General features: G+C 57.1%; 23 protein-coding genes and 1 other RNA gene. 6 read left to right on the forward strand and 18 right to left on the reverse strand.

Going from position 1 to position 23,774, the window contains the following annotated elements; translation table 11 throughout:
• Positions 1-71 precede the first annotated feature (71 nt).
• The 6 genes from secG to rlmE all read right to left on the reverse strand — a co-directional run bounded on the left by secG (position 72) and on the right by rlmE (position 6,318).
• Positions 72-470 carry a preprotein translocase subunit SecG gene (gene secG, locus AAC076_RS16070; RefSeq protein ID WP_339847643.1) on the reverse strand — a complete coding sequence of 133 codons (399 nt, stop codon included), beginning with the start codon at positions 468-470 and terminating at the stop codon, positions 72-74.
• A complete protein-coding gene (gene tpiA, locus AAC076_RS16075) occupies positions 470-1,228 on the reverse strand; it encodes a triose-phosphate isomerase (RefSeq protein ID WP_339847645.1) in 759 nt (252 codons plus the stop codon). The genes secG and tpiA overlap by 1 nt, the downstream gene beginning before the upstream one ends.
• Positions 1,229-1,310: 82 nt before the next feature.
• Positions 1,311-2,651: a phosphoglucosamine mutase gene (gene glmM / locus AAC076_RS16080; RefSeq protein ID WP_339847647.1), complete on the reverse strand. Its 1,341-nt coding sequence runs from the start codon at positions 2,649-2,651 to the stop codon at positions 1,311-1,313.
• A 57-nt stretch (positions 2,652-2,708) separates the two neighbouring features.
• Positions 2,709-3,575 (reverse strand): dihydropteroate synthase, encoded by an 867-nt coding sequence (folP, locus tag AAC076_RS16085; protein ID WP_339847650.1) that lies wholly within the window; start codon positions 3,573-3,575, stop codon positions 2,709-2,711.
• 7 nt (positions 3,576-3,582) lie between these two features.
• Complete coding sequence (ftsH, locus tag AAC076_RS16090; RefSeq protein ID WP_339847651.1) at positions 3,583-5,517, reverse strand: ATP-dependent zinc metalloprotease FtsH; 1,935 nt, start codon at positions 5,515-5,517, stop codon at positions 3,583-3,585.
• Between the two features lie 174 nt (positions 5,518-5,691).
• Positions 5,692-6,318, reverse strand: a complete 627-nt coding sequence (rlmE, locus tag AAC076_RS16095; protein WP_150278780.1) for a 23S rRNA (uridine(2552)-2'-O)-methyltransferase RlmE — start codon at positions 6,316-6,318, stop codon at positions 5,692-5,694.
• Positions 6,319-6,430: 112 nt separating this feature from the next.
• Between rlmE and yhbY the strand changes: the two genes are divergently transcribed.
• Positions 6,431-6,745, forward strand: a complete 315-nt coding sequence (yhbY, locus tag AAC076_RS16100) for a ribosome assembly RNA-binding protein YhbY (protein ID WP_339847655.1) — start codon at positions 6,431-6,433, stop codon at positions 6,743-6,745.
• A 4-nt stretch (positions 6,746-6,749) separates the two neighbouring features.
• Here yhbY and AAC076_RS16105 read toward each other — a convergent pair whose 3' ends face one another.
• From AAC076_RS16105 to carA, 4 genes are read right to left on the reverse strand one after another with little or no spacing between them, the layout of a single operon-like run.
• On the reverse strand, positions 6,750-7,166 hold the full coding sequence (locus AAC076_RS16105; protein WP_339847658.1) for a DUF4149 domain-containing protein: 417 nt from the start codon (positions 7,164-7,166) through the stop codon (positions 6,750-6,752).
• Positions 7,163-7,636 (reverse strand): transcription elongation factor GreA, encoded by a 474-nt coding sequence (gene greA / locus AAC076_RS16110; protein WP_339847661.1) that lies wholly within the window; start codon positions 7,634-7,636, stop codon positions 7,163-7,165. The genes AAC076_RS16105 and greA overlap by 4 nt, the downstream gene beginning before the upstream one ends.
• A gap of 2 nt (positions 7,637-7,638) precedes the next feature.
• Entirely contained in the window at positions 7,639-10,854 is a 3,216-nt protein-coding gene (gene carB / locus AAC076_RS16115; RefSeq protein ID WP_339847664.1) for a carbamoyl-phosphate synthase large subunit, read from the reverse strand.
• A gap of 26 nt (positions 10,855-10,880) precedes the next feature.
• Positions 10,881-12,017 carry a glutamine-hydrolyzing carbamoyl-phosphate synthase small subunit gene (gene carA, locus AAC076_RS16120; protein ID WP_339847667.1) on the reverse strand — a complete coding sequence of 379 codons (1,137 nt, stop codon included), beginning with the start codon at positions 12,015-12,017 and terminating at the stop codon, positions 10,881-10,883.
• 327 nt (positions 12,018-12,344) lie between these two features.
• Between carA and AAC076_RS16125 the strand changes: the two genes are divergently transcribed.
• Entirely contained in the window at positions 12,345-13,115 is a 771-nt protein-coding gene (locus tag AAC076_RS16125; RefSeq protein ID WP_339847670.1) for a hypothetical protein, read from the forward strand.
• 63 nt (positions 13,116-13,178) lie between these two features.
• Here the strand turns inward: AAC076_RS16125 and dapB are convergent, their stop codons facing one another.
• The 4 genes from dapB to grpE all read right to left on the reverse strand — a co-directional run bounded on the left by dapB (position 13,179) and on the right by grpE (position 17,919).
• Positions 13,179-13,985: a 4-hydroxy-tetrahydrodipicolinate reductase gene (dapB, locus tag AAC076_RS16130; RefSeq protein WP_339847673.1), complete on the reverse strand. Its 807-nt coding sequence runs from the start codon at positions 13,983-13,985 to the stop codon at positions 13,179-13,181.
• A gap of 13 nt (positions 13,986-13,998) precedes the next feature.
• Positions 13,999-15,144 carry a molecular chaperone DnaJ gene (gene dnaJ / locus AAC076_RS16135; protein WP_339847676.1) on the reverse strand — a complete coding sequence of 382 codons (1,146 nt, stop codon included), beginning with the start codon at positions 15,142-15,144 and terminating at the stop codon, positions 13,999-14,001.
• Positions 15,145-15,270: 126 nt separating this feature from the next.
• The gene (gene dnaK, locus AAC076_RS16140; RefSeq protein WP_339847679.1) at positions 15,271-17,193 is read right to left on the reverse strand and encodes a molecular chaperone DnaK; all 1,923 of its coding nucleotides are present in this window, start codon (positions 17,191-17,193) and stop codon (positions 15,271-15,273) included.
• A gap of 90 nt (positions 17,194-17,283) precedes the next feature.
• A complete protein-coding gene (gene grpE, locus AAC076_RS16145) occupies positions 17,284-17,919 on the reverse strand; it encodes a nucleotide exchange factor GrpE (RefSeq protein ID WP_339847681.1) in 636 nt (211 codons plus the stop codon).
• A gap of 119 nt (positions 17,920-18,038) precedes the next feature.
• Between grpE and recN the strand changes: the two genes are divergently transcribed.
• Positions 18,039-19,712 carry a DNA repair protein RecN gene (gene recN / locus AAC076_RS16150; RefSeq protein WP_339847684.1) on the forward strand — a complete coding sequence of 558 codons (1,674 nt, stop codon included), beginning with the start codon at positions 18,039-18,041 and terminating at the stop codon, positions 19,710-19,712.
• A 78-nt stretch (positions 19,713-19,790) separates the two neighbouring features.
• Here recN and fur read toward each other — a convergent pair whose 3' ends face one another.
• A complete protein-coding gene (gene fur, locus AAC076_RS16155) occupies positions 19,791-20,195 on the reverse strand; it encodes a ferric iron uptake transcriptional regulator (protein WP_339847686.1) in 405 nt (134 codons plus the stop codon).
• Between the two features lie 93 nt (positions 20,196-20,288).
• Between fur and AAC076_RS16160 the strand changes: the two genes are divergently transcribed.
• A complete protein-coding gene (locus AAC076_RS16160) occupies positions 20,289-20,726 on the forward strand; it encodes an outer membrane protein assembly factor BamE (protein ID WP_339847689.1) in 438 nt (145 codons plus the stop codon).
• A gap of 25 nt (positions 20,727-20,751) precedes the next feature.
• On the opposite strand, the gene AAC076_RS16165 is transcribed toward AAC076_RS16160, so the two are convergent.
• Genes AAC076_RS16165 through AAC076_RS16175 form a run of 3 tightly spaced genes read right to left on the reverse strand, consistent with a single transcriptional unit; the run spans position 20,752 to position 22,911 of the window.
• A complete protein-coding gene (locus AAC076_RS16165) occupies positions 20,752-21,045 on the reverse strand; it encodes an RnfH family protein (protein WP_339847704.1) in 294 nt (97 codons plus the stop codon).
• Between the two features lie 4 nt (positions 21,046-21,049).
• Complete coding sequence (locus AAC076_RS16170; protein ID WP_339847692.1) at positions 21,050-21,487, reverse strand: type II toxin-antitoxin system RatA family toxin; 438 nt, start codon at positions 21,485-21,487, stop codon at positions 21,050-21,052.
• A 20-nt stretch (positions 21,488-21,507) separates the two neighbouring features.
• Positions 21,508-22,911 (reverse strand): sodium-dependent transporter, encoded by a 1,404-nt coding sequence (locus AAC076_RS16175; protein ID WP_339847695.1) that lies wholly within the window; start codon positions 22,909-22,911, stop codon positions 21,508-21,510.
• A gap of 109 nt (positions 22,912-23,020) precedes the next feature.
• Here AAC076_RS16175 and smpB point away from each other — a divergent pair, with 109 nt between their 5' ends.
• Complete coding sequence (smpB, locus tag AAC076_RS16180) at positions 23,021-23,503, forward strand: SsrA-binding protein SmpB (RefSeq protein ID WP_150278800.1); 483 nt, start codon at positions 23,021-23,023, stop codon at positions 23,501-23,503.
• Between the two features lie 79 nt (positions 23,504-23,582).
• Positions 23,583-23,774: a transfer-messenger RNA gene (ssrA, locus tag AAC076_RS16185) on the forward strand; the annotation flags it as partial.

The raw sequence follows: 23,774 nt of genomic DNA on the forward strand, positions 1-23,774 counted from the left end.
ATACACCCTAAGGCACTACCCCCTCAAGATAGCGTGTCTACCAATTCCACCACTTCCGCAAAACTGTTGGCTTATTCGACCGGAGGTACATCATCCGTCGTTTCTGCCTGAGGAGCCTGCTCTTGCAGAGCAGGTACATCTTCTTCAAGTACCGGAACATCTTCTTCGATGCCCTGCGGCGCAACATCGCGCTGCATTGCTGGAGCAGGCAAACCTGCATCACGAATCACGTCCGCCTTGTTGCTGGCATAAAAAGCCAGGCCAAGCGAGGTGACGAAGAATACAGCGGCCAACACAGCTGTCAAGCGGCTGAGAAAAGTTGCCGACCCCTGGCTACCAAAAACAGTGCCCGAAGCGCCGGAACCGAAGGACGCGCCTGTTTCAGCACCCTTGCCCTGCTGGATCAGCACTAGGCCGACCAGCGCAAGCGCTGCCATCAGGTGAATAACCACTACCACGGTCTCAATCATTACACTCGTCCTGCGGCACGTGCTATCGCACCAAATTCATCTGCGTTGAGGGAAGCCCCACCTACCAGCCCCCCATCGATATCCGGCATGGCGAAAAGTGCTTCGGCGTTATCCGCCTTGACGCTGCCGCCGTAAACAATCTGTACCAGCCGCGCCTGCTCATCGTCGAGCATCGCAAGCCGTGCCCGGATCATCGCGTGCACATCCTGAGCCTGGTCGGGCTCGGCTGTCAATCCGGTACCTATTGCCCAAACCGGCTCGTAAGCCACTACCCCTTGGGCCAGACCTCCGACGCCAAAGGCATCAAGGATCACTTTCAACTGCGTTCCTACCACTTCGGCTGTCTGGCCGGCGTCTCGCTGCTCGAGCGTCTCGCCTACACAGAGTACCGGGCGCAACCCGCAGGCCAATGCTGCGGCAAACTTCTTGCGCACTACCTCGTCCGTCTCACCGAACAGACTACGACGTTCAGAGTGACCCACGAGTACAAATTCACATCCCGCGTCTCGCAACTGCGCTGCGGATATCTCACCAGTCAAGGCACCAGGCTCAGCCTGATGCGCACAGCTTTGGCCGCCAACATACAGCGGGGAGCCCGACAGCCTCTCTAGGCAATGCTGAATGTACAATGACGGCGGAGCAACCATGAGATCAACGTTATCTGGCCAGTCCTGCTGATTCAGCCCTTCAAGAAGGCTGTCAACGGATTGCCGAGTCCCATGCATTTTCCAGTTACCGGCGACGAGCAGACGACGCATCCTCAACCTCTCAGTTCGAGCGGGCGCCAATGTTAACCAAGTTGCCCCACTGACACAACCGCATTTTCAATATCGTGACGGGTCAGGCAAACAACGCCCGGACTTCTGCCGCAAGGGTTTCCGCCTCGGCTGAAACCAGCACCTCATCCTGACCCTCTACCATCACGCGGATTACCGGCTCAGTGCCGGATAGACGCAAGAGCACGCGGCCGCTGGCTCCCAAGCGATCCTCTGCTGCACTCACTGCGGATTTCAGACCCGGATCCGCCAGGGGCGAAGCCGTACCCCGCGCATAGCGCACGTTGATCAACACCTGGGGACATTTGTGCATGCCCTGTCGAGCCTCAGAAAGGGTCTGCCCTGAGCTCTGCAACGCCCTGAGAACCTGTAACGCGGCAATAATGCCATCACCGGTACTGCTGTGATGCAGACAAACGATATGACCCGAGGCTTCTCCCCCAAGAACCCATTCACGCTCACGCAGCTCGGCCATGACGTAGCGGTCCCCAACCTTGGCTCGCACGAAGTCGATCCCCTTGTCGCGTAGCGCCAGCTCCAGGCCGAGATTGCTCATCAGGGTGCCGACTACCCCGCCACCCAATGCATTACGCTTCTGCAACTCAATGGCAAGGATGTATAACAACTCGTCGCCATCAACTTCGACCCCGAGGTTGTCGACCATCAGTACGCGGTCGCCATCACCATCCAGGGCTATGCCCAGGTCCGCTCCGCGTGACAGCACCTCAGTGCGCAGCGCTCTGAGATCGGTAGAACCCACACCGTCATTGATATTTATGCCGTTGGGCGATGCCCCGATCAGGAAGACCTCCGCCCCGAGCTCTCGGAATACACTGGGAGCCACCTTGTAGGTAGCACCGTTGGCACAATCAAGCACGATCTTCAGCCCCTTGAAACTCGAGCTGGTTGGCACACTGCTTTTACAGAATTCGATATAACGGCCAGATGCGTCCTCGACCCGGAAAACCTTACCCAAAGAAGCTGAATCGACTACCTCCATTGGCGCGTCAACCAGGCGCTCGATTTCCAGCTCCAGATCGTCGGGTAGTTTGCTGCCCCCTTCGGAAAAAAACTTGATGCCGTTGTCATAGTAGGGATTGTGCGATGCACTGATGACAATGCCTGCATTCGCCTGAAAGGTCCGGGTCAAGTAGGCAATGGCTGGCGTTGGCATAGGGCCCAGCAACTGAACGTGGGCGCCAGCCGCTGAAAGCCCCGCTTCCAGCGCTGACTCGAACATGTAGCCGGAGATACGCGTGTCCTTGCCGATCATTACCCGGCACTCACCTTTTTTCCTGAACGCAGTACCGACTGCCCAGCCGAGCTTCAAAATGAATTCCGGGGTAATGGGGGCAATGCCTACCTGTCCGCGAATGCCATCCGTACCGAAATATTTTTTTTCCATGTGCGCAAAGTCCTGGTGGAATTCTGTGTTTGGGAGGCCCTGTTATTTATCCAGAGGCTAGCTGATTGTGTTCTCGCCTGCGGCCAAAACCGCCTCTGTCATTCTCAGGGCATCTACCGTCTGAGCCACGTCGTGCACGCGAATAATCCGCGCACCGGCCTGGACTGCCAGCACTGCCAGGGCCAGACCACCGGACAGCCTTTGATCTACAGGTCGATTCAACAACTGACCAATCATGCTCTTGCGTGAAACACCAACCAACAGTGGCAGGCCCTTTGGCAGCAAACGCTGCATACCGGCAAACAACTGCAGATTGTGTTCCAGCGTCTTGCCAAATCCGAACCCGGGATCAAGCAACACTTTGCCAGCAGGTATTCCAGCCTGCGCGCAAGCGGCCACTCGATCAACCAGAAAGGCACTGACTTCATCAAGGATCGATGTATAGGAGGGCGCCTGCTGCATGGACTGCGGGTCTCCCTGCATATGCATCAGACAGACCGGAAGCCCGGTTTGCGCTGCAGCCTCCAAAGCGCCAGTGCGCTGCAATGCACGCACGTCATTGATCAGACCGGCGCCGACAGCGGCCGAGCCAGTCATAACCTGAGGGGTGCTGGTATCCACGGAAACGATGGTGTCGAATCGCTGCTTGATGGCCTCAACCACCGGCACCACACGCTCGACTTCCTGTTCGGCACTGACCGGATCAGCGCCTGGCCGAGTGGACTCACCACCTACATCGATCAGCGTGGCGCCTTCAACGAGCATCTGTTCGACCCGGCGCAGGGCCTGATCGAGGTGCACGAAACGTCCACCGTCAGAGAAGGAATCAGGGGTGACATTGAGAATGCCCATGACATGGGCATGGGCAAGATCAAGTTCCCGATCGCCGCAGGGCAACCGGGAACCGGGTTTTACGCTAGGCATATCCGGATCAAAGCTCTCCTGCCGGACCACCAATTATGCTGTCGCCGCGCTTGTCGGAGGGCTCTTCCTCGGATGACGGACCAGCAGCAGCACCGGGGCCTGCATTGTCGTCCGAGTTCCAGTCCTTGGGCTCACGCGCCGGCTTGCCGGTCATGATGTCCTGGATCTGGTCCGCATCAATGGTTTCGAACTTCATCAATGCCTGCGCCATAAGATCAAGCTTGTCCCGATTATCCTTGAGCAACTGCTGAGCCGTGGCGTAACAATCGTCGATGATCCGGCGCACTTCCTGGTCAATTTGCTTGGCGGTCTCACCGGAAATACCGCTGGCAGCACCTCCGCCCTGACGCCCCAGATAACCCTGATCTTCATCTTCACCATACATCAAGGGGCCGAGCTTTTCGGACAGACCCCACTTGGTAACCATGTTCTTGGCCAGCTGGGTAGCGCGCTGAATATCGTTGGACGCACCAGTCGTGACGCCATCGAAGCCCAGGGTCATTTCTTCAGCAATCCGACCACCAAACAGCGAGCAGATCTGGCTGGTCAACGCCCGCTTGGACAGACTGTAACGATCCTCCTCAGGAAGGAACATGGTTACACCAAGGGCGCGGCCACGGGGAATGATCGATACCTTGTAAACCGGATCGTGCTCAGGCACCAGGCGACCGATAATGGCGTGACCGGACTCGTGATATGCGGTGTTGAGCTTTTCCTTGTCGGACATGACCATGGATTTGCGCTCGGCGCCCATCATGATCTTGTCCTTGGCCATCTCCATCTCTTTCATCTCGACCAGACGCTTGCCGGCACGGGCTGCAAAGAGCGAAGCCTCGTTGACCAGGTTGGCCAGGTCAGCACCGGAGAAGCCGGGGGTACCACGGGCAATATTACCCGGTACCACATCATCGCCCAAAGGCACCTTGCGCATGTGCACCTTGAGAATCTGTTCGCGTCCACGGATATCCGGCAGACCCACCACAACCTGACGGTCAAAACGACCGGGGCGCAGCAATGCTGGATCCAGGACGTCCGGACGGTTGGTGGCGGCTACAACGATAATGCCGTCGTTAGGCTCAAAGCCGTCCATCTCGACCAGCAACTGGTTCAAGGTCTGCTCGCGCTCATCGTGACCACCACCCATACCGGAGCCACGGTGACGACCGACGGCATCGATCTCGTCAATAAAGATGATGCAGGGGGCATGCTTCTTGGCCTGTTCGAACATATCGCGAACACGGCTGGCGCCCACACCCACGAACATCTCGACAAAGTCGGAGCCTGAGATGGTGAAGAAAGGTACCTTGGCTTCGCCGGCAACGGCTTTGGCCAGCAGCGTCTTACCTGTACCAGGCTGACCGACCATCAAAACGCCGCGGGGAATATGACCACCCAGACGCTGGAACTTGCCCGGGTCGCGGAGGAACTCAACCAGTTCGCTGACTTCTTCCTTTGCTTCATCACAGCCGGCGACGTCGGCGAATGTGGTCTTGACCTGATCCTCGGTGAGCATGCGTGCCTTGCTCTTGCCGAAACTCATCGGCCCGCCCTTGCCACCTGCGCCGCCCTGCATCTGACGCATGAAAAACATGAAGATGGCGATAATGATCAGGATCGGGAAGCTGGCGATCAGCAGCTGCGTCCAGATGCTCTGCTGCTCTGGCTGCTTGCCTTCGATCACTACTTGATTTTCCAGCAGGTCACCGATCAGACCGCTGTCCTGAATCGCCGGCCGTACGGTCTTGAACTGACTGCCGTCGCTCTTGATGCCCGTGATCTCGAAGCCATCAACGGTCACCCGCTCGACCTGTCCCTGTTTGACCTGTTCGATGAACTGGGAATAGTTGAGGGAGTTGGTCGTTTCGCTTGGACCACTGAAGTTGTTCATCACCGTTACCAGCACTGCCGCGATGATCAACCACAGGATGAGATTCTTTGCCATGTCATTCAAATTGCTACCCTCTTGCCCAGTTGGCTAGCTAGCCAGGGCCTGACTGAGTCTTAACTGCCTTTGGATACATTACACCAAACTGCCATGCTGCTGCAGAGAACCCAGTGTAACGCTCTGTGTCGCCCGCTTGCCGGGGCAACTCCCTCTTTGTCTGAACGGCCAGAGTCACTCCTGGCCCTTGTAACCTTTACCCAGCAGATAGGTTTCCCGTGACCGACCCCTCGAGGCATCAGGCTTGCGGGTTACTACCTTATCGAAGCGGCTGCGCATCAGCTTGAAATATTCGTCGAAGCCTTCACCGTGAAACACCTTGATCAGGAAATCGCCGCCCGGCTTCAAAACTCTTTCCGCCATATCCAGTGCCAACTCACACAGATAGATAGCCGCCGGCTGATCTACTTCGGGTGTTCCACTCATATTGGGGGCCATATCGGAAATAACAAGGTCAACCGGCTGTTCATCAATGGCAGCAAGGATCGCTTCAAATACGCTGTCCTCGGTAAAATCGCCTTCGATGAAGGTTACATCCGCGATACTGTCCATTGGCAGAATGTCGGACGCAATGATACGGCCCTTCTCTCCGATCAATCGGCTGGCCACCTGCGACCACCCACCGGGCGCTGAACCCAGATCGACTACGGTCATACCGGGCCGGAACAAGCGATCCTTTTCCTGAACCTCAAGGAGCTTGTAGCTGGCTCGGGATCGATATCCATCCTTTTGCGCCTGCTTGACGAAGGGATCATCGAAATGTTCTTTCAGCCAGCCCTTGCTGGTCTTGCTCTGTGCCACGGAATACCCCATGCAGCGAAGCGCGCCGCCTGTTAAACTGCTTCCCGTCTATCTATATGGACAGCAGCGTTGCATTTAAATTCTCATCATTACTGGTAAGCATCCAATCATTATGACCCTCAGCTCAGCTCAGAAGAAAGACTACAAACGAATTGGCCACCATCTCAAGCCCGTGGTCATGGTCAGCGACCAGGGCGCCAGCGAAGGCGTCATCTCTGAGCTTGAACGCGCGCTGACCGATCATGAACTGATCAAGATACGCGTCAGCGTTGCCGATCGCGAAACCAAGCAGGCCCTGATACAGCAGGTATGCAAGGCCACAGGTGCCGAGCTGGTTCAGGTTATTGGCAAGATGGCGATTTTGTTGCGCCCCAACAAGAAAGCCAACCCCAATCTGTCAAACCTGGTTCGCTTCAAGGAGCTCTGAGCTATCAGCCTTCGTCCGGGCGCGGCTGGAGCACCAGCACCAACCCGGCGAAAGCTATAATCAGGTAACCGAAAATCTGCAGATATTCCGTCCCCGGAAACTGCCGTAAGCCCAATACTGCGCCAGCGATTACGATCACCAGCAACAGCAGTTGTGTGCGCAGATCACGCCAGAATCGCTTCCCGAGCGCTACGCCGATCACCAACAACTGCAAGAGTGCGCACACGCCTGCAAAGCCGACCATCAAAGGACGCATGAAATCGGCAATCGCGTTGATCAGCATCGGCGCCATACCGAACTGCTCAAGCGCAGGCATAAGAACGAAGTGGGTAACCCATATTGCACCGACCCACAGGGTCTGGGTCAGTTGCCAGGCGACGCGACCACCATGCAATGTCGGCCGCCCGGCTCCAGCAGTCACTTGTGACTCACCTCGAGAACCTCATACTCGACAACGCCGCCCGGTGTCTTGACCGCGACCACATCACCCACTTCCTTGCCGATAAGTGCGCGGGCAATGGGCGAGCTGACCGAGATCTTGCCGACCTTGATATCCGCCTCGTCGTCACCGACGATCTGGTAGACAACAGACTCGTCCGTATCAACATTGACGATCTCAACGGTGGTGCCGAAGATGACCTTGCCGGTCGGCGGAATGCTGGTCACGTCAATCACCTGGGCGTTTGCCAGGCGACCTTCGATATCCCGAATCCGCGCTTCGACCATGCCCTGCTGCTCGCGGGCCGCATGGTATTCAGCGTTCTCTTTCAGGTCACCCAGTTCACGCGCTTCGGCGATTGCCTGGGTAATCTGTGGGCGCATCGTGCTCTTGAGATGCTTTAGTTCGACTTCCAGGGCCTCGGCGCCCTGCTTGGTCATTGGGTATTTCATATTCAGATTCCTGCGTGCAAGTCCTGGAGGCGGCGAACCGTCTTCTCCGGACCGAATTTCAGTGCCATGCAGATGGCTTCACCACCTGCCAGGGTCGTGGTAGAGCAGACCTTGTGCTGCAGTGCGTTACGACGGATCGAGTAGGAATCGGCCATCGACTGGCGACCTTCGGTGGTATTGATCACCATGCTGATCTCATCATTCTTGATCATGTCGACAATGTGCGGCCGGCCTTCGGTCACCTTGTTAACCCGGCGAACCTGCAAACCTGCGGCGGCAATAACCTTGGCAGTACCGCTAGTAGCCACGATCTCGAAGCCCAGTTCAATCAGCGAACGCGCCACGTCCACCACAAAGGGCTTGTCGTCGTCGCGCACACTCATGAATGCAGTACCACCGCTCGGCAAAATCTCGCCCGCGCCCACCTGGGCCTTGGCAAAGGCCTCGGCGAACGAATCGCCGACACCCATGACCTCACCGGTGGACTTCATTTCTGGCCCAAGTATCGGATCCACACCCGGGAACTTGGCAAAGGGGAAGACGGCTTCCTTGACGCTGTAATAGGTCGGAACGACTTCCTTGGTGAAGCCGATTTCCTTAAGCGTCTTGCCAGCCATGACGCGGGCCGCAATCTTTGCCAGCGACTGACCGATGCACTTGGATACAAAAGGAACAGTACGCGAGGCACGCGGGTTGACCTCGATGATATAGACAGTCTCGCCTTGCAAGGCCAGCTGTACGTTCATCAGACCAACCACGCCAAGTTCCAGAGCCATCTTTTTCACCTGGTCGCGCATTTCGTCCTGAATGTGTGCAGGCAGCGAATACGGCGGCAGGGAGCAGGCCGAGTCACCGGAGTGCACGCCCGCCTGTTCAATGTGCTGCATGATTGCGCCGATAACCACATCGGTGCCGTCACAGACCGCGTCAATGTCGACTTCGATGGCGCAGTTCAGGAAGTGATCGAGCAATACGGGGCTGTCGTTGGAGACTTTCACCGCATCGCGCAGGTAGCGCTTGAGCTCTTCTTCCTGGTAGACGATCTCCATTGCCCGACCGCCCAATACATAGGAGGGACGCACCACCAGCGGGTAACCGATCTTTCCAGCGGCGCGAATGGCCTCTTCTTCACTGCGCACGGTCGCATTCGGCGGCTGACGCAGGTTGAGGCGCTCGACCATCTGCTGGAAACGCTCGCGGTCTTCGGCACGGTCGATCGCTTCTGGGCTGGTACCGATGATCGGCACGCCAGCTTCTTCAAGGGCACGCGCCAGCTTCAACGGGGTCTGGCCACCGTACTGCACGATAACGCCCTTGGGCTTTTCGACGCGGACGATCTCCAGAACATCTTCCAGTGTGACCGGCTCGAAATACAGGCGATCGGAAGTATCGTAATCGGTGGAAACGGTTTCCGGATTACAGTTGACCATGATGGTCTCGTAGCCATCTTCACGCATCGCCAGCGCTGCGTGCACACAGCAATAGTCAAACTCGATGCCCTGGCCGATCCGGTTAGGACCACCGCCGAGCACCATGATCTTGTCACGATCCGTCGGATTGGCTTCGCACTCTTCCTCGTAGGTCGAATACATATATGCGGTATCAGTGCCAAACTCCGCGGCGCAAGTGTCTACTCGCTTGTAGACCGGGAACACGTTCAACTTGTGACGGTAGCGACGCAGACTCTTCTCGCTGACGGCCAGCAGCTCGGCCAGACGCGTATCGGAGAAGCCTTTGCGCTTGAGACGGAACATCAGGCTGTGATCAATATCAGCCAGCCCCAGGGTCTTGATGCGCTCTTCATCCTTGATCAGATCTTCAATCTGGATCAAGAACCAGGGGTCGATCTTGGTCAGATCGAAAATCTCTTCACGGCTCATGCCGAAACGGAAGGCGTCCCCCAGATACCAGATGCGATCAGCACCGGGCACGGTCAACTCTCGGGTCAGATCCGTGCGTGCATCTGCCGATTTCAGGTCGACTTTGGGATCGAACCCGCTGACGCCCACTTCCAGGCCACGCAATGCTTTCTGCAGGGATTCCTGGAAGGTGCGACCGATTGCCATGACCTCGCCCACTGACTTCATCTGGGTAGTCAGGCGCGCATCGGCGCTAGGGAATTTTTCGAAGGCAAAGCGTGGAATCTTGGTCACGACGTAGTCGATTGACGGCTCGAACGATGCCGGCGTGCGACCACCGGTAATATCATTCTGCAGCTCGTCCAGGGTGTAGCCTACGGCAAGCTTGGCAGCAATCTTGGCAATCGGGAAACCCGTTGCCTTGGAGGCCAGGGCCGAGGAGCGCGATACCCGCGGATTCATCTCGATCACGACCATGCGGCCGTCGACGGGGTTGATGCCGAACTGTACGTTCGAGCCACCGGTTTCCACGCCGATTTCACGCAGTACCGCCAAGGAGGCGTTACGCATGATCTGATATTCCTTGTCAGTCAGCGTTTGAGCAGGTGCCACAGTGATCGAGTCACCCGTGTGCACGCCCATGGGATCGAAGTTCTCGATCGCGCAGACAATAATGCAGTTGTCCTTCTTGTCGCGGACAACCTCCATCTCGTATTCCTTCCAGCCGATCAACGACTCATCGATCAGCAACTCCTTGGTCGGCGACAGATCCAGACCGCGGGCACAGATCTCTTCGAACTCTTCACGGTTGTAAGCAATGCCACCGCCAGTGCCGCCCATGGTAAACGAGGGGCGAATGATGCACGGGAAGCCGACCTGATCAAGCACGGCGTTGGCTTCCTGCATGTCATGGGCAATACCCGAAACCGGGCAGGCCAGACCAATGGATTTCATTGCCTTGTCAAAGCGCGAACGGTCTTCGGCCTTGTCAATGGTATCGGCATTGGCACCAATCATCTCGACGTTGTACTTCGCCAGCACACCGTGCTTTTCCAGATCCAGTGCGCAGTTCAGTGCTGTCTGACCACCCATGGTCGGGAGCACCGCATCGGGGCGTTCCTTGGCGATGATCTTTTCTACCGTCTGCCACTTGATGGGCTCGATGTAGGTCGCGTCGGCCATGGCCGGATCGGTCATGATGGTCGCCGGGTTGGAGTTGACCAGAATGACGCGAAAACCTTCTTCCATCAGCGCCTTGCAGGCCTGGGCGCCGGAATAGTCGAATTCACAAGCCTGACCGATCACGATGGGGCCGGCGCCGAGGATCAGGATACTTTTGATATCTGTACGTTTTGGCATAGTCGTCTACTAAATCCTTGGGGAGTTCAAAGGCGCTTGGCCATGGCCTCGATGAAACGGTCAAAAAGCGGTGCCACATCATGCGGCCCAGGACTGGCTTCGGGGTGCCCCTGGAAACTGAAAGCGGACTTGTCGGTGCGCTCGATACCCTGCAAGGTGCCATCAAACAGCGACTTGTGGGTCGCCCGCACATTGGCCGGCAACGTCGCCTCATCCACGGCAAAACCATGGTTCTGGCTGGTAATCATGACCTCGCCAGTGTCCACGTTCACTACCGGATGGTTCGCACCGTGATGGCCATTGACCATTTTCAAGGTACGAGCTCCGGATGCCAGGGCAAGTAGCTGGTGGCCCAGGCAAATACCGAATACCGGCATGTCTGTTTCCAGAATCTCCTGGATTGCCTTGATCGCATAATCGCAAGGTTCCGGGTCTCCAGGTCCATTCCCCAGCAGAATCCCGTTCGGCTTCAGCGCAAGCGCTTCGGCAGCGGTTGTCTGCGCTGGCAGTACGGTTATGCGGCAGCCACGGTCAACCAGCATGCGCAGGATGTTGTACTTGATACCGTAGTCAAAGGTGACCACGTGGTAGGGCAACTCGCTGGCCGGAATCTCGACGTGGGCATTAGCCTCCAGAGACCAGACGCTGGAGCGCCACTCGTAGGTTTCCTTGACGCTGACTTCCTTGGCCAGATCCATACCCTTGAGACCCGGAAATTCGCGGGCCAATTGCAGGGCCTTCTCCTCGGTCGCATCATCACCGGCAAGAATGCAACCGTTCTGGGCGCCCTTCTCACGCAGGATTCGAGTCAGTCGGCGGGTATCGATGCCGGCAATGGCAACAGTCCCGTTATCCTTCAGATAATCGGGCAAGGACTTGGTGTTGCGCCAATTACTGGCCATCAGCGGTAAATCACGGATAACCAGGCCGGCAGCCCAGACCTGGAACGACTCGCTGTCGTCCGGTACGGTGCCTGTATTGCCGATGTGCGGGTAGGTGAGCGTTACAATCTGGCGAGCATATGAGGGATCGGTAAGGATCTCCTGATAACCGGTCATGGCCGTGTTGAATACGACCTCGCCAACGGTTTGACCGTCGGCGCCGATGGCCTCACCACGGAAAATACTTCCGTCAGCAAGGGCGAGAATGGCTGGCTTGGACAAGAAAACCTCCGATAGGGCTGACACATTTTACCAAACGCGGGCTGCACAAAAGCGGGAATGAGGTGCGTAACACTTCATCCCGCCGCAATGCATTGTCAGATGCGCGCTGAATAGACAGATTAGCGCGCAATTGTAACGACTTGCCTGCAGAATATCCAGCGCATAGACACCCTGCGGGACAACACTCGGGGGCCCAATGTTCCACAAGGCCGGGAACTGTGATAAAACGGCATTTGAAAAGTACGCACTCGGCAACCTTCCAGTAGCGGAACGCTAGCCAGGTCGCGAAAGGACTAAAAGAACAATAAAGTACTCGGGGAACACACCATGTTATTGCGCCTGAAAGGACTTATCGTACTCACATTGCTGTGTCTGGCGCCCTTCGCCCACGCAAATCTCGAACGAATGCAAACCGTGCACGAGTTTCGTAGCGCCGGTTACACCGTTGGCACCTACCTGTTGATCGACAACAACCTGTTCGAGCGCATTCGCGAGCCGGGCAACCGTGAGACCTATCGGGAAGCCTTGTCGCGGATGGAGAACCTGCTCAGACAGATGGATAGCCCGAGTGAGTTGCGCGTTCCCTTCGACATTTTTGTCGATCTGATTCGTGAGCTTGAAGCGCTGCCCGATGAAGAGGCCAGCTACGGCCTGACCACGGTCAATCGCATCATGATGGCCCACGGCGCTTTGGACAAAGCCACCGCGGCAATGTACGAGGAGCTCAAAGGCTCGGCCAGCGAAAACCTGCTTACCCTGAATCGCCAAAGCATCGAAACCAGCCAGATTCTGACCCTGTATCAGAACAACATGTTCAGCTCGATCGGCGTGTACTTTCTCGAAAACAAGGAAGGGCTTTTCGATGATCTTGACCAGAGCATTGTCAGCCGTACCGAGGAGCTGAAAAAGCTCTACCCGGACCAGGTCGGCGCCTTTGCCCGCATGGAAAAGCAGTACCAGTTCATTCAGCCCCGGCTGCAGAATCCCTTGTATGACTGGGTACCGACCATCGCTGCATTTTATCTGCAACGCAACATCGAGACCTTGAACGAAATGGCGCGCGAACAGGTACAGAATGCCGAGATCGCGGCGAGCTAATCCGAAGCAAAAAAAAAGGGCAAAGATTTAAATCTTTGCCCTTTTTTTATGCCCGCTGAATCATCAACCGTTCAGCGACAGCACATCCTGCATGTCATATAACCCGGGCGCCCGCCCATCAAGCCACAGGGCCGAACGTACCGCGCCCTTGGCGAAGGTCATTCGGCTTGAGGCTTTGTGGGTGATCTCGACACGCTCACCTTCGGTAGCAAACAACACCGTGTGATCGCCAACCACGTCGCCGGCTCGTACCGTAGCAAAGCCAATGGTATCGCGCTCGCGGGCACCTGTCTGGCCCTCGCGACCGTATACCGCCACCTTGCCAAGATCACGGCCCAGGGCATCGGCCACCACTTCGCCCATGCGCAGCGCAGTGCCCGAAGGCGCGTCGACCTTATGCCTGTGATGCGCTTCGATGATTTCAATATCCGCATCATCACCCATTACCCTGGCAGCCATGTCGAGCAGCTTGAGGCAGAGATTGACGCCGACACTGAAGTTGGGCGCAAAGACGATGGGAATATCAGCCGCAGCGGCGGTCAGCATTTCCTTCTGCTGATCGGTGAAACCGGTAGTACCAATCACCATGGCCTTGCCAGCCTCGCGGCAAAGCGCCAGATTGACCAGGGTGGTGCTTGGATGCGTGAAGTCGATGAGCACATCGAAGTCACCCAGCACCTTGTGCAAGCTGTCCTGCACCTGCACCGCATTACGTCCGGTGCCGGCCAGCTCGCCTGCATCGCTACCCACCAGGGAGCTTTCCGGGCGCTCGACTGCCGCTGTGAGCTCGACGCCTTCGGTCTGGTCAAGCGCTTCAATCAACGTCTTGCCCATGCGTCCAGCCGCACCGATAACCGCTACTCTTCTCATATCGGCGCTCCGTTCAGAATTTCATGTCTTCAAAGAAGTTCTTCACACCATCGAACCAGCTCTTGGCCCGTGGCGACTGATTGGAGCCTTCTTCCTGCAGCGTCTCACGCAACTCCTGAATAAGCTCGCGCTGACGCTTGGTCAGATTGACCGGCGTCTCGACCGCTACCCGGCACAGCAAATCGCCAGGCGAACCACCGCGTACCGGTGTCACACCCTTGCCACGCAGACGGAACAACTTGCCGGTCTGGGTCCCATCAGGGATCTTGAGCTTCACACGGCCATCCAGGGTCGGCACTTCCAGCTCACCACCCAGGGACGCATCGGCAAAGCTGATCGGTACTTCGCAGTACAGATTCTTGCCATCGCGCTGGAAGATCTTATGCTCACGCACTGAGACGACCACGTACAGGTCGCCCGCCGGGCCGCCATTGACGCCGGCCTCGCCCTCGCCTGCCAGGCGAATGCGGTCACCGGTATCGACACCTGCCGGAACCTTGACCGATAGCGTCTTCTGCTCTTCAACGCGGCCTTGGCCCTGACAGTCCTTGCACGGATCGGTAATCATCTTGCCGGTGCCGTGGCAACGTGGGCAGGTCTGCTGCACAGAGAAGAAACCCTGCTGCATGCGCACCTGACCATGTCCGCCACAGGTAGTACAGGTTACCGGGCTGGTACCTTTCTTGGCACCATTACCGTCACAGGTGCCGCACTCGACCAGGGTCGGCACACGTATAGTCACTGTGGTGCCACGAACCGCTTCTTCGAGATCCAGCTCAAGGGTATAACGCAGGTCGCTGCCGCGTTGCACACTGGAACGACCGCGGCCACCACCGCCGCCTCCACCGAAAATATCGCCGAATACATCGCCAAAGATATCGGAGAAGTTACCGCCAGCGAATCCGCCGGCACCCGCACCACCGCCCATGTTCGGATCCACACCAGCATGACCATACTGGTCATAGGCTGCACGCTTCTGCGCGTCGGTGAGAATCTCGTAGGCTTCGTTGGCTTCCTTGAACTTGTCGATCGCACCCTCGTCGTCGGGATTGCGGTCAGGATGGTATTTCATTGCCAGTCTGCGGTAGGCCTTTTTCAGCTCCGCTTCGCTGGCGCCGCGCTCGACACCCAGCACTTCATAATAATCACGCTTGGCCATCGTTCAGATTTCCTTTACCGGGACGTGTCCCTTTAACACAAACGGCAACGCGGGATGAGCTCCCGCGTTGCCTTGCAATGGTATGTCACGCGCCTTACAACGCGCGACTGCCGGTCGCTGAAAGACTTACTTCTTGTTGTCTTTCACTTCTTCGAACTCGGCATCGACCACGTCATCGCCGGCATCGTGCTGGGTGTCGCCTTGGGCTTCTTCACCCTGGCCGGCCTGAGCCTGATCGGCATACATCTTCTGTACCAGCGGACCGGAGGCCTCGGACAACGCATTGATCTTGGCTTCGATCTCGGCCTTGTCGTCAGTCTTGATCGCTGCTTCCAGGTCGGCCAGTGCCGATTCGATCGCAGTCTTCTCTTCCTCAGTGGCCTTGTCGCCAGCTTCGGTCAGGGTCTTGCGCGTTGCGTGGACCAGTTGATCGGCCTGGTTACGGGTAGTTACCAGCTCCTCGAACTTGCGATCTTCGTCGGCATTGGCTTCGGCATCACGCACCATCTGATCGATTTCTTCATCGCTCAGACCGGAGGAGGCCTTGATGATGATCGACTGCTGCTTGCCGGTAGCCTTGTCTTTGGCCGACACATTAAGGATGCCGTTGGCGTCCAGATCGAAGCTTACCTCGACCTGCGGAACACCGCGTGGTGCAGGCGGAATGTCTGCCAGATCGAAGCGGCCCAGCGACTTGTTCTGCGCGGCTTGCTTGCGCTCACCCTGCATCACGTGAATGGTCACTGCAGTCTGGTTGTCGTCTGCAGTCGAGAATACCTGCGACTTCTTGGTCGGAATCGTGGTGTTCTTCTCGATCAGGGTGGTCATCACGCCGCCCATGGTTTCGATACCCAGTGACAACGGAGTCACGTCGAGCAGCAGTACGTCCTTAACGTCACCTGCCAGTACTGCACCCTGAATTGCGGCGCCTACGGCTACGGCTTCGTCCGGGTTGACGTCCTTGCGTGGCTCTTTACCAAAGAACTCGGCAACGGTCTTCTGCACCAATGGCATACGGGTCTGACCACCAACCAGGATCACTTCGTTGATCTCGGATACGTCCAGGCCGGCGTCTTTCATTGCGACGCGGCATGGCTCGATGCTGCGCTTGATCAGCTCTTCAACCAGCGATTCCAGCTTGGCGCGGGTCACCTTGACGTTAAGGTGCTTGGGACCGGTCGCGTCCGCCGTGATGTAGGGCAGATTGACGTCAGTCTGGTTGCTTGAAGACAGCTCGATCTTGGCCTTCTCTGCCGCTTCCTTCAGACGCTGCAGCGCCAGTGGATCAGTGTGCAGGTCAATGCCATTTTCTTTCTTGAACTCATCGGCCAGATAATCGATCAGGCGCATGTCGAAATCTTCGCCACCCAGGAAGGTGTCACCGTTGGTCGCCAGCACTTCGAACTGGTGCTCGCCATCAACTTCGGCAATTTCGATTACGGAAACGTCGAAGGTACCGCCACCCAGGTCGTATACGACAATGGTGGAGTCGCCACGGGACTTGTCCATGCCATAGGCCAGTGCAGCAGCTGTTGGCTCGTTGATGATCCGCTTGACGTCAAGACCGGCAATACGACCGGCATCCTTGGTCGCTTGACGCTGGCTGTCGTTAAAGTAGGCCGGAACCGTGATAACGGCTTCGGTTACTTTCTCGCCCAGATAGTCTTCAGCGGTCTTCTTCATCTTCTTCAGCACTTCGGCAGAAATCTGCGGAGGTGCAATCTTCTCGCCCTTCACTTCGACCCATGCATCACCGTTGTCGGCTTTGACGATCTTGTAAGGAACCAGCTTGATGTCTTTCTGAACTACTTCTTCTTCGAAGCGACGGCCGATCAGACGCTTGACCGCGTTCAGAGTGTTCTGTGGGTTGGTCACAGACTGGCGTTTGGCTGACTGACCAACGAGAGTCTCGCCATCATTGGTGTAAGCAACGATAGAAGGCGTGGTACGGGTACCCTCTGAGTTCTCAATTACCTTGGCAACACCATTTTCCATCACTGCAACGCAGGAGTTGGTGGTCCCGAGGTCAATACCGATAATCTTGCCCATATGTAAATCTCCGATTCAGCTTTGCCGCGGCTGGCCGGCGGCAGGGGTTTATCTATCTATGCACCCTTGATGGGGGCAGCAAAATCAATTTCAAGCCTGCTCGTCAATCGAGGGCGTGTCTGGCTTGTCGGCGGGAGTCTTACTCACCACCACCATCGCCGGGCGCAACAGGCGACCACTCAGGGTGTAGCCCTTCTGGAATACACGGATGACGGTATTGGGCTCGACATTGTCGCGCTCCTCCATCGCCATGGCCTGGTGCAGCTCCGGATTGAAGGGCTCACCATGGGGGTCAACCGCCACGATCTGGAAGCGCTCGAGGGTCTCACTGAACATTTTCAGAGTCAGTTCCATACCATCGCGCATCGGCTTTATCGCCGAGTCATTCGGGTCAGCCAGCTCAACGCCCCGTTCGAGACTCTCGAGTACCGGCAGCAGATCGTTGGCGAAACGCTCCAGCGCAAACTTGTGCGCCTTCTCGACTTCCTGCTCCGCACGGCGACGGGCATTTTGCACGTCTGCGGCAGCGCGCAGGGCCTGATCCTTGGCGGCGGCCAGCTCTTCCTCGAGGACGCTGACCCGCGCAGCCAGATCATCCGGAGTATCCTCGGAGAGCACCTCTTCCACCTCTTCGGCGCCGGTAGGATCCTGTCTGTGTTCGTCTGCCATCTGTGTCTCCTGTTCTGACTGCGGGGCGCTCGAGCGCCCGTTAACTGGTATCAGCATCTTATATGGGGTCTTTCCCCCAGGCTTCAAGGGGTAGAAATAGCCAACAAGCAGAGTACTTGTCGACACAGCTCAAACTACTGTATAAATAACCAGACCAACTATGCAGGAGCGTTGCCATGCTGGTTCATCTGGCAGTGAACAATTACGCAATCGTCGATCACCTCGAACTGGAGATAACCAGCGGCATGACTGCGATCACCGGCGAGACCGGCGCAGGCAAGTCGATCATGCTCGACGCACTGGCACTGACCCTGGGTGACCGTGCCGACAGCGGCGCCGTGCGACCAGGTACCGACAAGGCCGACATCCTGGCGACCTTCGATATTCGCCAGATTCCCGAAGCCACTGCCTGGCTCAGCGAAAGAGACCTGGCGAGCGACGACCAGCAAGTGATACTGCGCCGAGTGATTACCGCCGAAGGTCGCTCGCGTGGCTATATAAACGGCAGTCCTTGTCCACAGCAGGATCTGAAAGCACTTGGCGGGATGCTGATCGACATTCACAGCCAGCACGAACATCAGTCGCTGCTCAAACCCGACACACACCGCCGCCTACTCGATGACTACGCCGGCAGCCGCGAACTGGCGCGTCAGGTACAGCTGGCGGCGCAGCGCTGCAAACAAACCGAACAGGCCTTGCAGCAGGCCAGCCAGCAGGGCAACGAGCAGAGTTCGCGACTCCAGTTACTGACTTATCAGCTTGAAGAGCTGGACAACCTCAGCCTGCAGGAAGGCGAAATAGAAGCACTGGAAAACGACCAGCGTCAACTGGCCAATGCCGAGCAGATCATGCAGTCGTGCCAACAGGTCATCAACCTGTGCAGCGAGAATGACAGCGGCAGCGTATTGCAGGCCCTGACCGCCAGCCAACAGCGCCTGGCCACGTTCAAGAACAATCATCACAGTCTGGATGAGGCCAACGGCATGCTCGCCAGCGCACAGATCCAGATTGAAGAGGCAGTAGGCGAACTGACTCGCTATCTGGATCACTTCGAAGCCGATCCCGAGCGCCAGCAGCAAGTGGAAGAACGTCTGGGCGTAATCCACGACCTGGCGCGCAAACATCGTGTCAATCCGGATGAACTGCCAGCGCTACAGCAACGGCTGATCGACGAACTGGAAAGCATGCAGCAGCAAGATATGGACGCCGAGCGTTTGGGCGAAGAGCTTGAAGCATTCCGTGAGCATTACCGGCAACTGGCCGTCGAGCTCACCGCAATACGCCAGGCGGCCGCCATTCGTCTGGGTGAAGCTGTGACCGGTCAGATTCAGCAACTGGGCATGCCCGGCGGGCAAGTAAAGGTACAACTGCAACCCCATGATGCCGACGCAATAATGCCCCACGGCCAGGAATCGGTGGAGCTGCTGGTCAGCGCCAACCCTGGCCAGCCAGCCAAGCCCCTGGCCAAGGTCGCCTCCGGCGGCGAGCTGTCACGCATCAGCCTGGGCATCCAGGTCACCACGGTGCAAACTTCGCGCGTACCTACGCTGGTATTCGACGAGGTGGACGTCGGCATTGGCGGACCAACCGCAGAAATCGTCGGCAGCATGCTGCGCAAGCTCGGCAGCAATGGTCAGGTCCTGACTGTGACTCACCTGCCCCAGGTCGCAGCCCATGGTCATCAGCACCTGTTCGTGCGCAAGGAACAGACAGACGAATCCACCAGCACCCGAATAGACCACCTGAGCCAGGACGGACGGGTGCAGGAAATCGCGCGGATGCTGGGCGGCATAGACATGACCGAGGAGTCGCTGGCTCACGCACGTAAACTCATGTCGGTCGCGCAGTAAAAGCGCCCTACTAGCGCCCACAAAAAAGCCAGGCTAAAGGCCTGGCTTTTTGATCAGCACGAGAGCTTGCTGTCGACGCTACTTGGTCTTCTTTACGTACAGCACCAGATTGTGGTCGACCAGCTCGAAACCATGCTCTTTCACGATGTCCCGCTGACGACGCTCAATCTCGGCATCGAAGAACTCGACGACCTCACCTGTATCCACGCACACCATGTGGTCGTGATGCTCGGAGTCGGCCAGTTCGAATACAGCGTGACCGCCATCAAAGTTATGACGCTCGACCAGACCGGCAGTCTCGAACTGGGTAAGTACCCGATACACTGTCGCAAGCCCGACGTCTTCGCCCGCTTCCATCAACGCCTTGTAGACGTCTTCGGCGCTCAGATGGCGTTCCGGGGAGTTGTCCAGCATCTGCAGGATCTTCACGCGCGGCAGGGTTACTTTCAGGCCGGCTTTACGGAGTTCTTGATTTTCAACCATGTCAGTTTCTCGTTCAGCGCTTCGCAGGGCGGGATCAGTCGGGTATGATTCACGGCTATCTAGCCGCTTCAAGATAATGGATGTTACCACGTCATGCCAAACAGCTTACACCGAATCCTCTGTATCCTCGTATGTCTCTCGGTACTCGGCCTTGCAGGCTGCAGCTTCCCCGGGGTGTACAAGATTGATGTGCAGCAAGGCAATGTTGTGACCCAGGAAATGGTCAACCAACTACGTCCCGGCATGACCACAAGGCAGGTGCGTTTCATTATGGGCAGCCCCCTGATCCAGGACACCTTCCACCCTGAGCGCTGGGATTACCTGTACAGCATGAAAGCAGGGCACCAGGCGCGCGAGCAGGAACGCGTAGTACTGACGTTTGAAAACGATGTACTGGTTGGCTTGGGCGGTGACTTTGTACCCGGTGCTAGCCGCGAACAACAGATCATGGATAACGGCTCGGCCGCAGAATCCAATGATGTGCAAAGTTATCCGGTTGATCTGGGTGCCCCACTGGGCACTGGCGAATAACCCCTTCAAATACAAGGAAGCCAGCTCAGGCTTCCTTTGCTGCCTTGTTCTTCGCCGCTCTCTGCTTGCGTACTTCCTTGGGATCGGCAATCAGCGGACGATAAATTTCCACTCTCTCCCCCGAATTGATGATGCGCTCATCAGGCTTGGGCACCGCTTTGCCAAAAATACCCACCGAACAGCTCAGCAGGTCTACTTCAGGAAAGTGCTCATTGATCGCTGATGCCATCACAGCCTGGCGCACCGTCGTACCTTCGCTGACAGTCAGGCTGAGAATCTTCTGCTTATGCGGTAGCGCATAGGCCACCTCTACCATCATCGTCTTATCGACCACCGTACAACTCCTTTGCGCGCTGACAGAATGCCTCGACCATGTTGTTGGCCGCCTGATTGAACAGCGGCCCCAGGGTTGCCTTGACCACTGGCCCCGCATAATGAAAATTAAGATCCAGGGTTATCTTGCAGGCATGCTCACCCAGCGCCTTGAATTCCCATACACCATTCAAATCACTGAAAGGACCGTCCTCAAGACGCAACTCGATCCGCTCGCCCGGCACCAAAAGGTTTCGGGTCACAAAAGCCGAGCTGATACCTGCTTTGGCAACCGTCAGGCGCGCACGCATCTCCAGCTCCGTCTCATGCAGCACCTCCGCCTTGGAGCACCAGGGCAGAAACACCGGATAATGTTCGACCCGGTTAACCAGCTCGTAGAGTCGATGCGCAGGATAAGGCAGCAGGGCCGAGCGATGAATATGCGTCATGGGTGGTAGACAGAGCCTCGTTACTTGAACAGTTCAGTGACAAACACGATCAGGACTCCCAGCGGAGCCACATAGCGTAACAGGCAATATACCACCGGAAACAGCCGGGGATGGCGCAGAGCCAGTTCGGCGCGGAACACATCGCGACCCAGCACCCATCCGGCAAAGACAGCAAACAGCAGCCCTCCCAGGGGCAACATGATACGGCTGGTCAGGTAGTCAACGCTTTCGAAGAAGGTCTTGCCACCCTCGGAGGTCCACTTGAACAGGTGCCAACCCGCCTCGTCGGTGACAAAGAAACGCGCCTCCGCCAGTACATTGAATGACAGTACCGTGCCCAGCCCCACCAACCAGCAAAGGAACGCGACCAGACAGGTAATGCGTATACGGCTCCAGCCCGTGCGCTCCACCCAGTACGCCACCGCCGGCTCCAGCATCGAGATTGCCGAGCTCCATGCCGCGACAGCCACCAGTACAAAAAACAGCAGACCAAAAACCTGCCCGAACATGATATTGCCGAACGCGATCGGCAGGGTCACGAACATCAGGCCTGGTCCGGCAGAGGGCTCCAAGCCAGCGGCGAAAACAATCGGAAAAAGAGCCATCCCCGCAGTCAACGCGACCGCTGTATCCAGCAGCGCCACGGTGATGACCGTGCCTCCAATGGACGACTTCTTTGGCATATAGGAGCCAAACACCATGATCGAGCCAACGCCAACGCTCAAGGTAAAGAAGGCATGTCCCATGGCCGCGAGGATGCCGTCCGGCACACTGGCCAGATCGAAGTGAAAGAGAAACTCCACCCCCTGCATGAAATGGCCGGTGGTCAGGCTGTAACCCAGCAGGATGACAAGTAACACGAACAACAGCGGCATCATGATCCGCAAACTGCGTTCCAGACCAGCCACTACACCTCGGGCAATAATGAACGCGGTGACCAGCATGAACAGCGTATGCCAAAGGCTCAATCGCAGAGGGTCGGACGTCAAGGCCCCAAAACGCGCACCCGCATCCTCGCCACCGATACCGACAAACTCGCCACGACCCATGCCAAGAATGTAATCCAGGGACCAACCAGCGACCACGCTGTAAAAAGAAAGAATCAACAGGGCGGCAATCATTCCCATGACCGCCGTCCAGGACCAGCGCGCCGAGGCGCCAGCCTGCAAGGCCAGATTGCGCAGAGTATTCACCGGACTGCGACGCCCACGCCGGCCCAGCACGGTTTCAGCCAGCATGATCGGCAATCCGACCAATGCAATACAGATCAGATACACCAGTACGAAAGCGCCACCACCATAGACGCCTGCCATATAGGGAAACTTCCATATATTCCCGAGCCCCACTGCCGACCCCGTCGCCGCCAGAATGAAAACCCAACGACTGGCCCAGATACCGTGGATGGAAACAGTGTCTTGCGACATGAACTGAACTCTTTTTCGGAAAAAAAGGAACGGCATTGTCCAGATTTTGACCAACACGGACAAGGCCCGTATAGCCGAACCACCAGCCAACCCCTATAATGCGCCCCCTATGAGCAATCAAAAGAAACCCAAGGCCAACAGTGGCACCATCGCGCTGAACAAGAAGGCCAAACACGATTATTTTGTCGAAGCCCGTTTTGAGGCAGGCGTAGCGCTGACTGGCTGGGAAGTGAAAAGCCTGCGCGCAAGCAAGGTGCAACTGGTCGACAGCTACATTCTCCTCAAGAATAACGAGGCCTTTCTGCTCGGCGCGCACATCACGCCCCTGCAGACTGCCAGCGCCCACGTGGTCGCCGATCCCACTCGCACACGCAAGCTGCTGTTGCACGCACGAGAGCTGGACAAGCTGATTACCGGTGTCCAACAGAAAGGCTTCGCCTGCGTACCATTGGCGCTGTACTGGAAGGGCCACCTGGTCAAGTGCGAGATCGCCCTGGTGCGCGGCAAGAAGGAATTCGACAAGCGTCAGGTCGAGAAGGAACGCGACTGGACGCGCGAGAAGGCACGGGTGGTACGCGACAACAGTCGCTGATCAGCCCCGCCCCACCTATCAGCACGGGAACTTTTGCGGTACAATCCGGTCTGATCTTGTAAGAGACCTAAACAGTTTTGGGGCCGATTTGGATTCGACGACGGTTACAAAGCTTGAAGGGCATGCCGAGTTGGTAACAGAACTCGTAAATCCACTGTTGCAAACCTATATAATTGCCAATGACGACAATTATGGTGCTCAACTAGCAGCGTAAGCTGCCTAGATAGCACTTCTGGTAGCTTCGGCTCCAGCGATCATTAGAGGATGCCTG

Origin of the sequence: uncultured Halopseudomonas sp., from assembly GCF_963977355.1 — a bacterium.
Classification (GTDB): Bacteria; Pseudomonadota; Gammaproteobacteria; order Pseudomonadales; family Pseudomonadaceae; genus Halopseudomonas.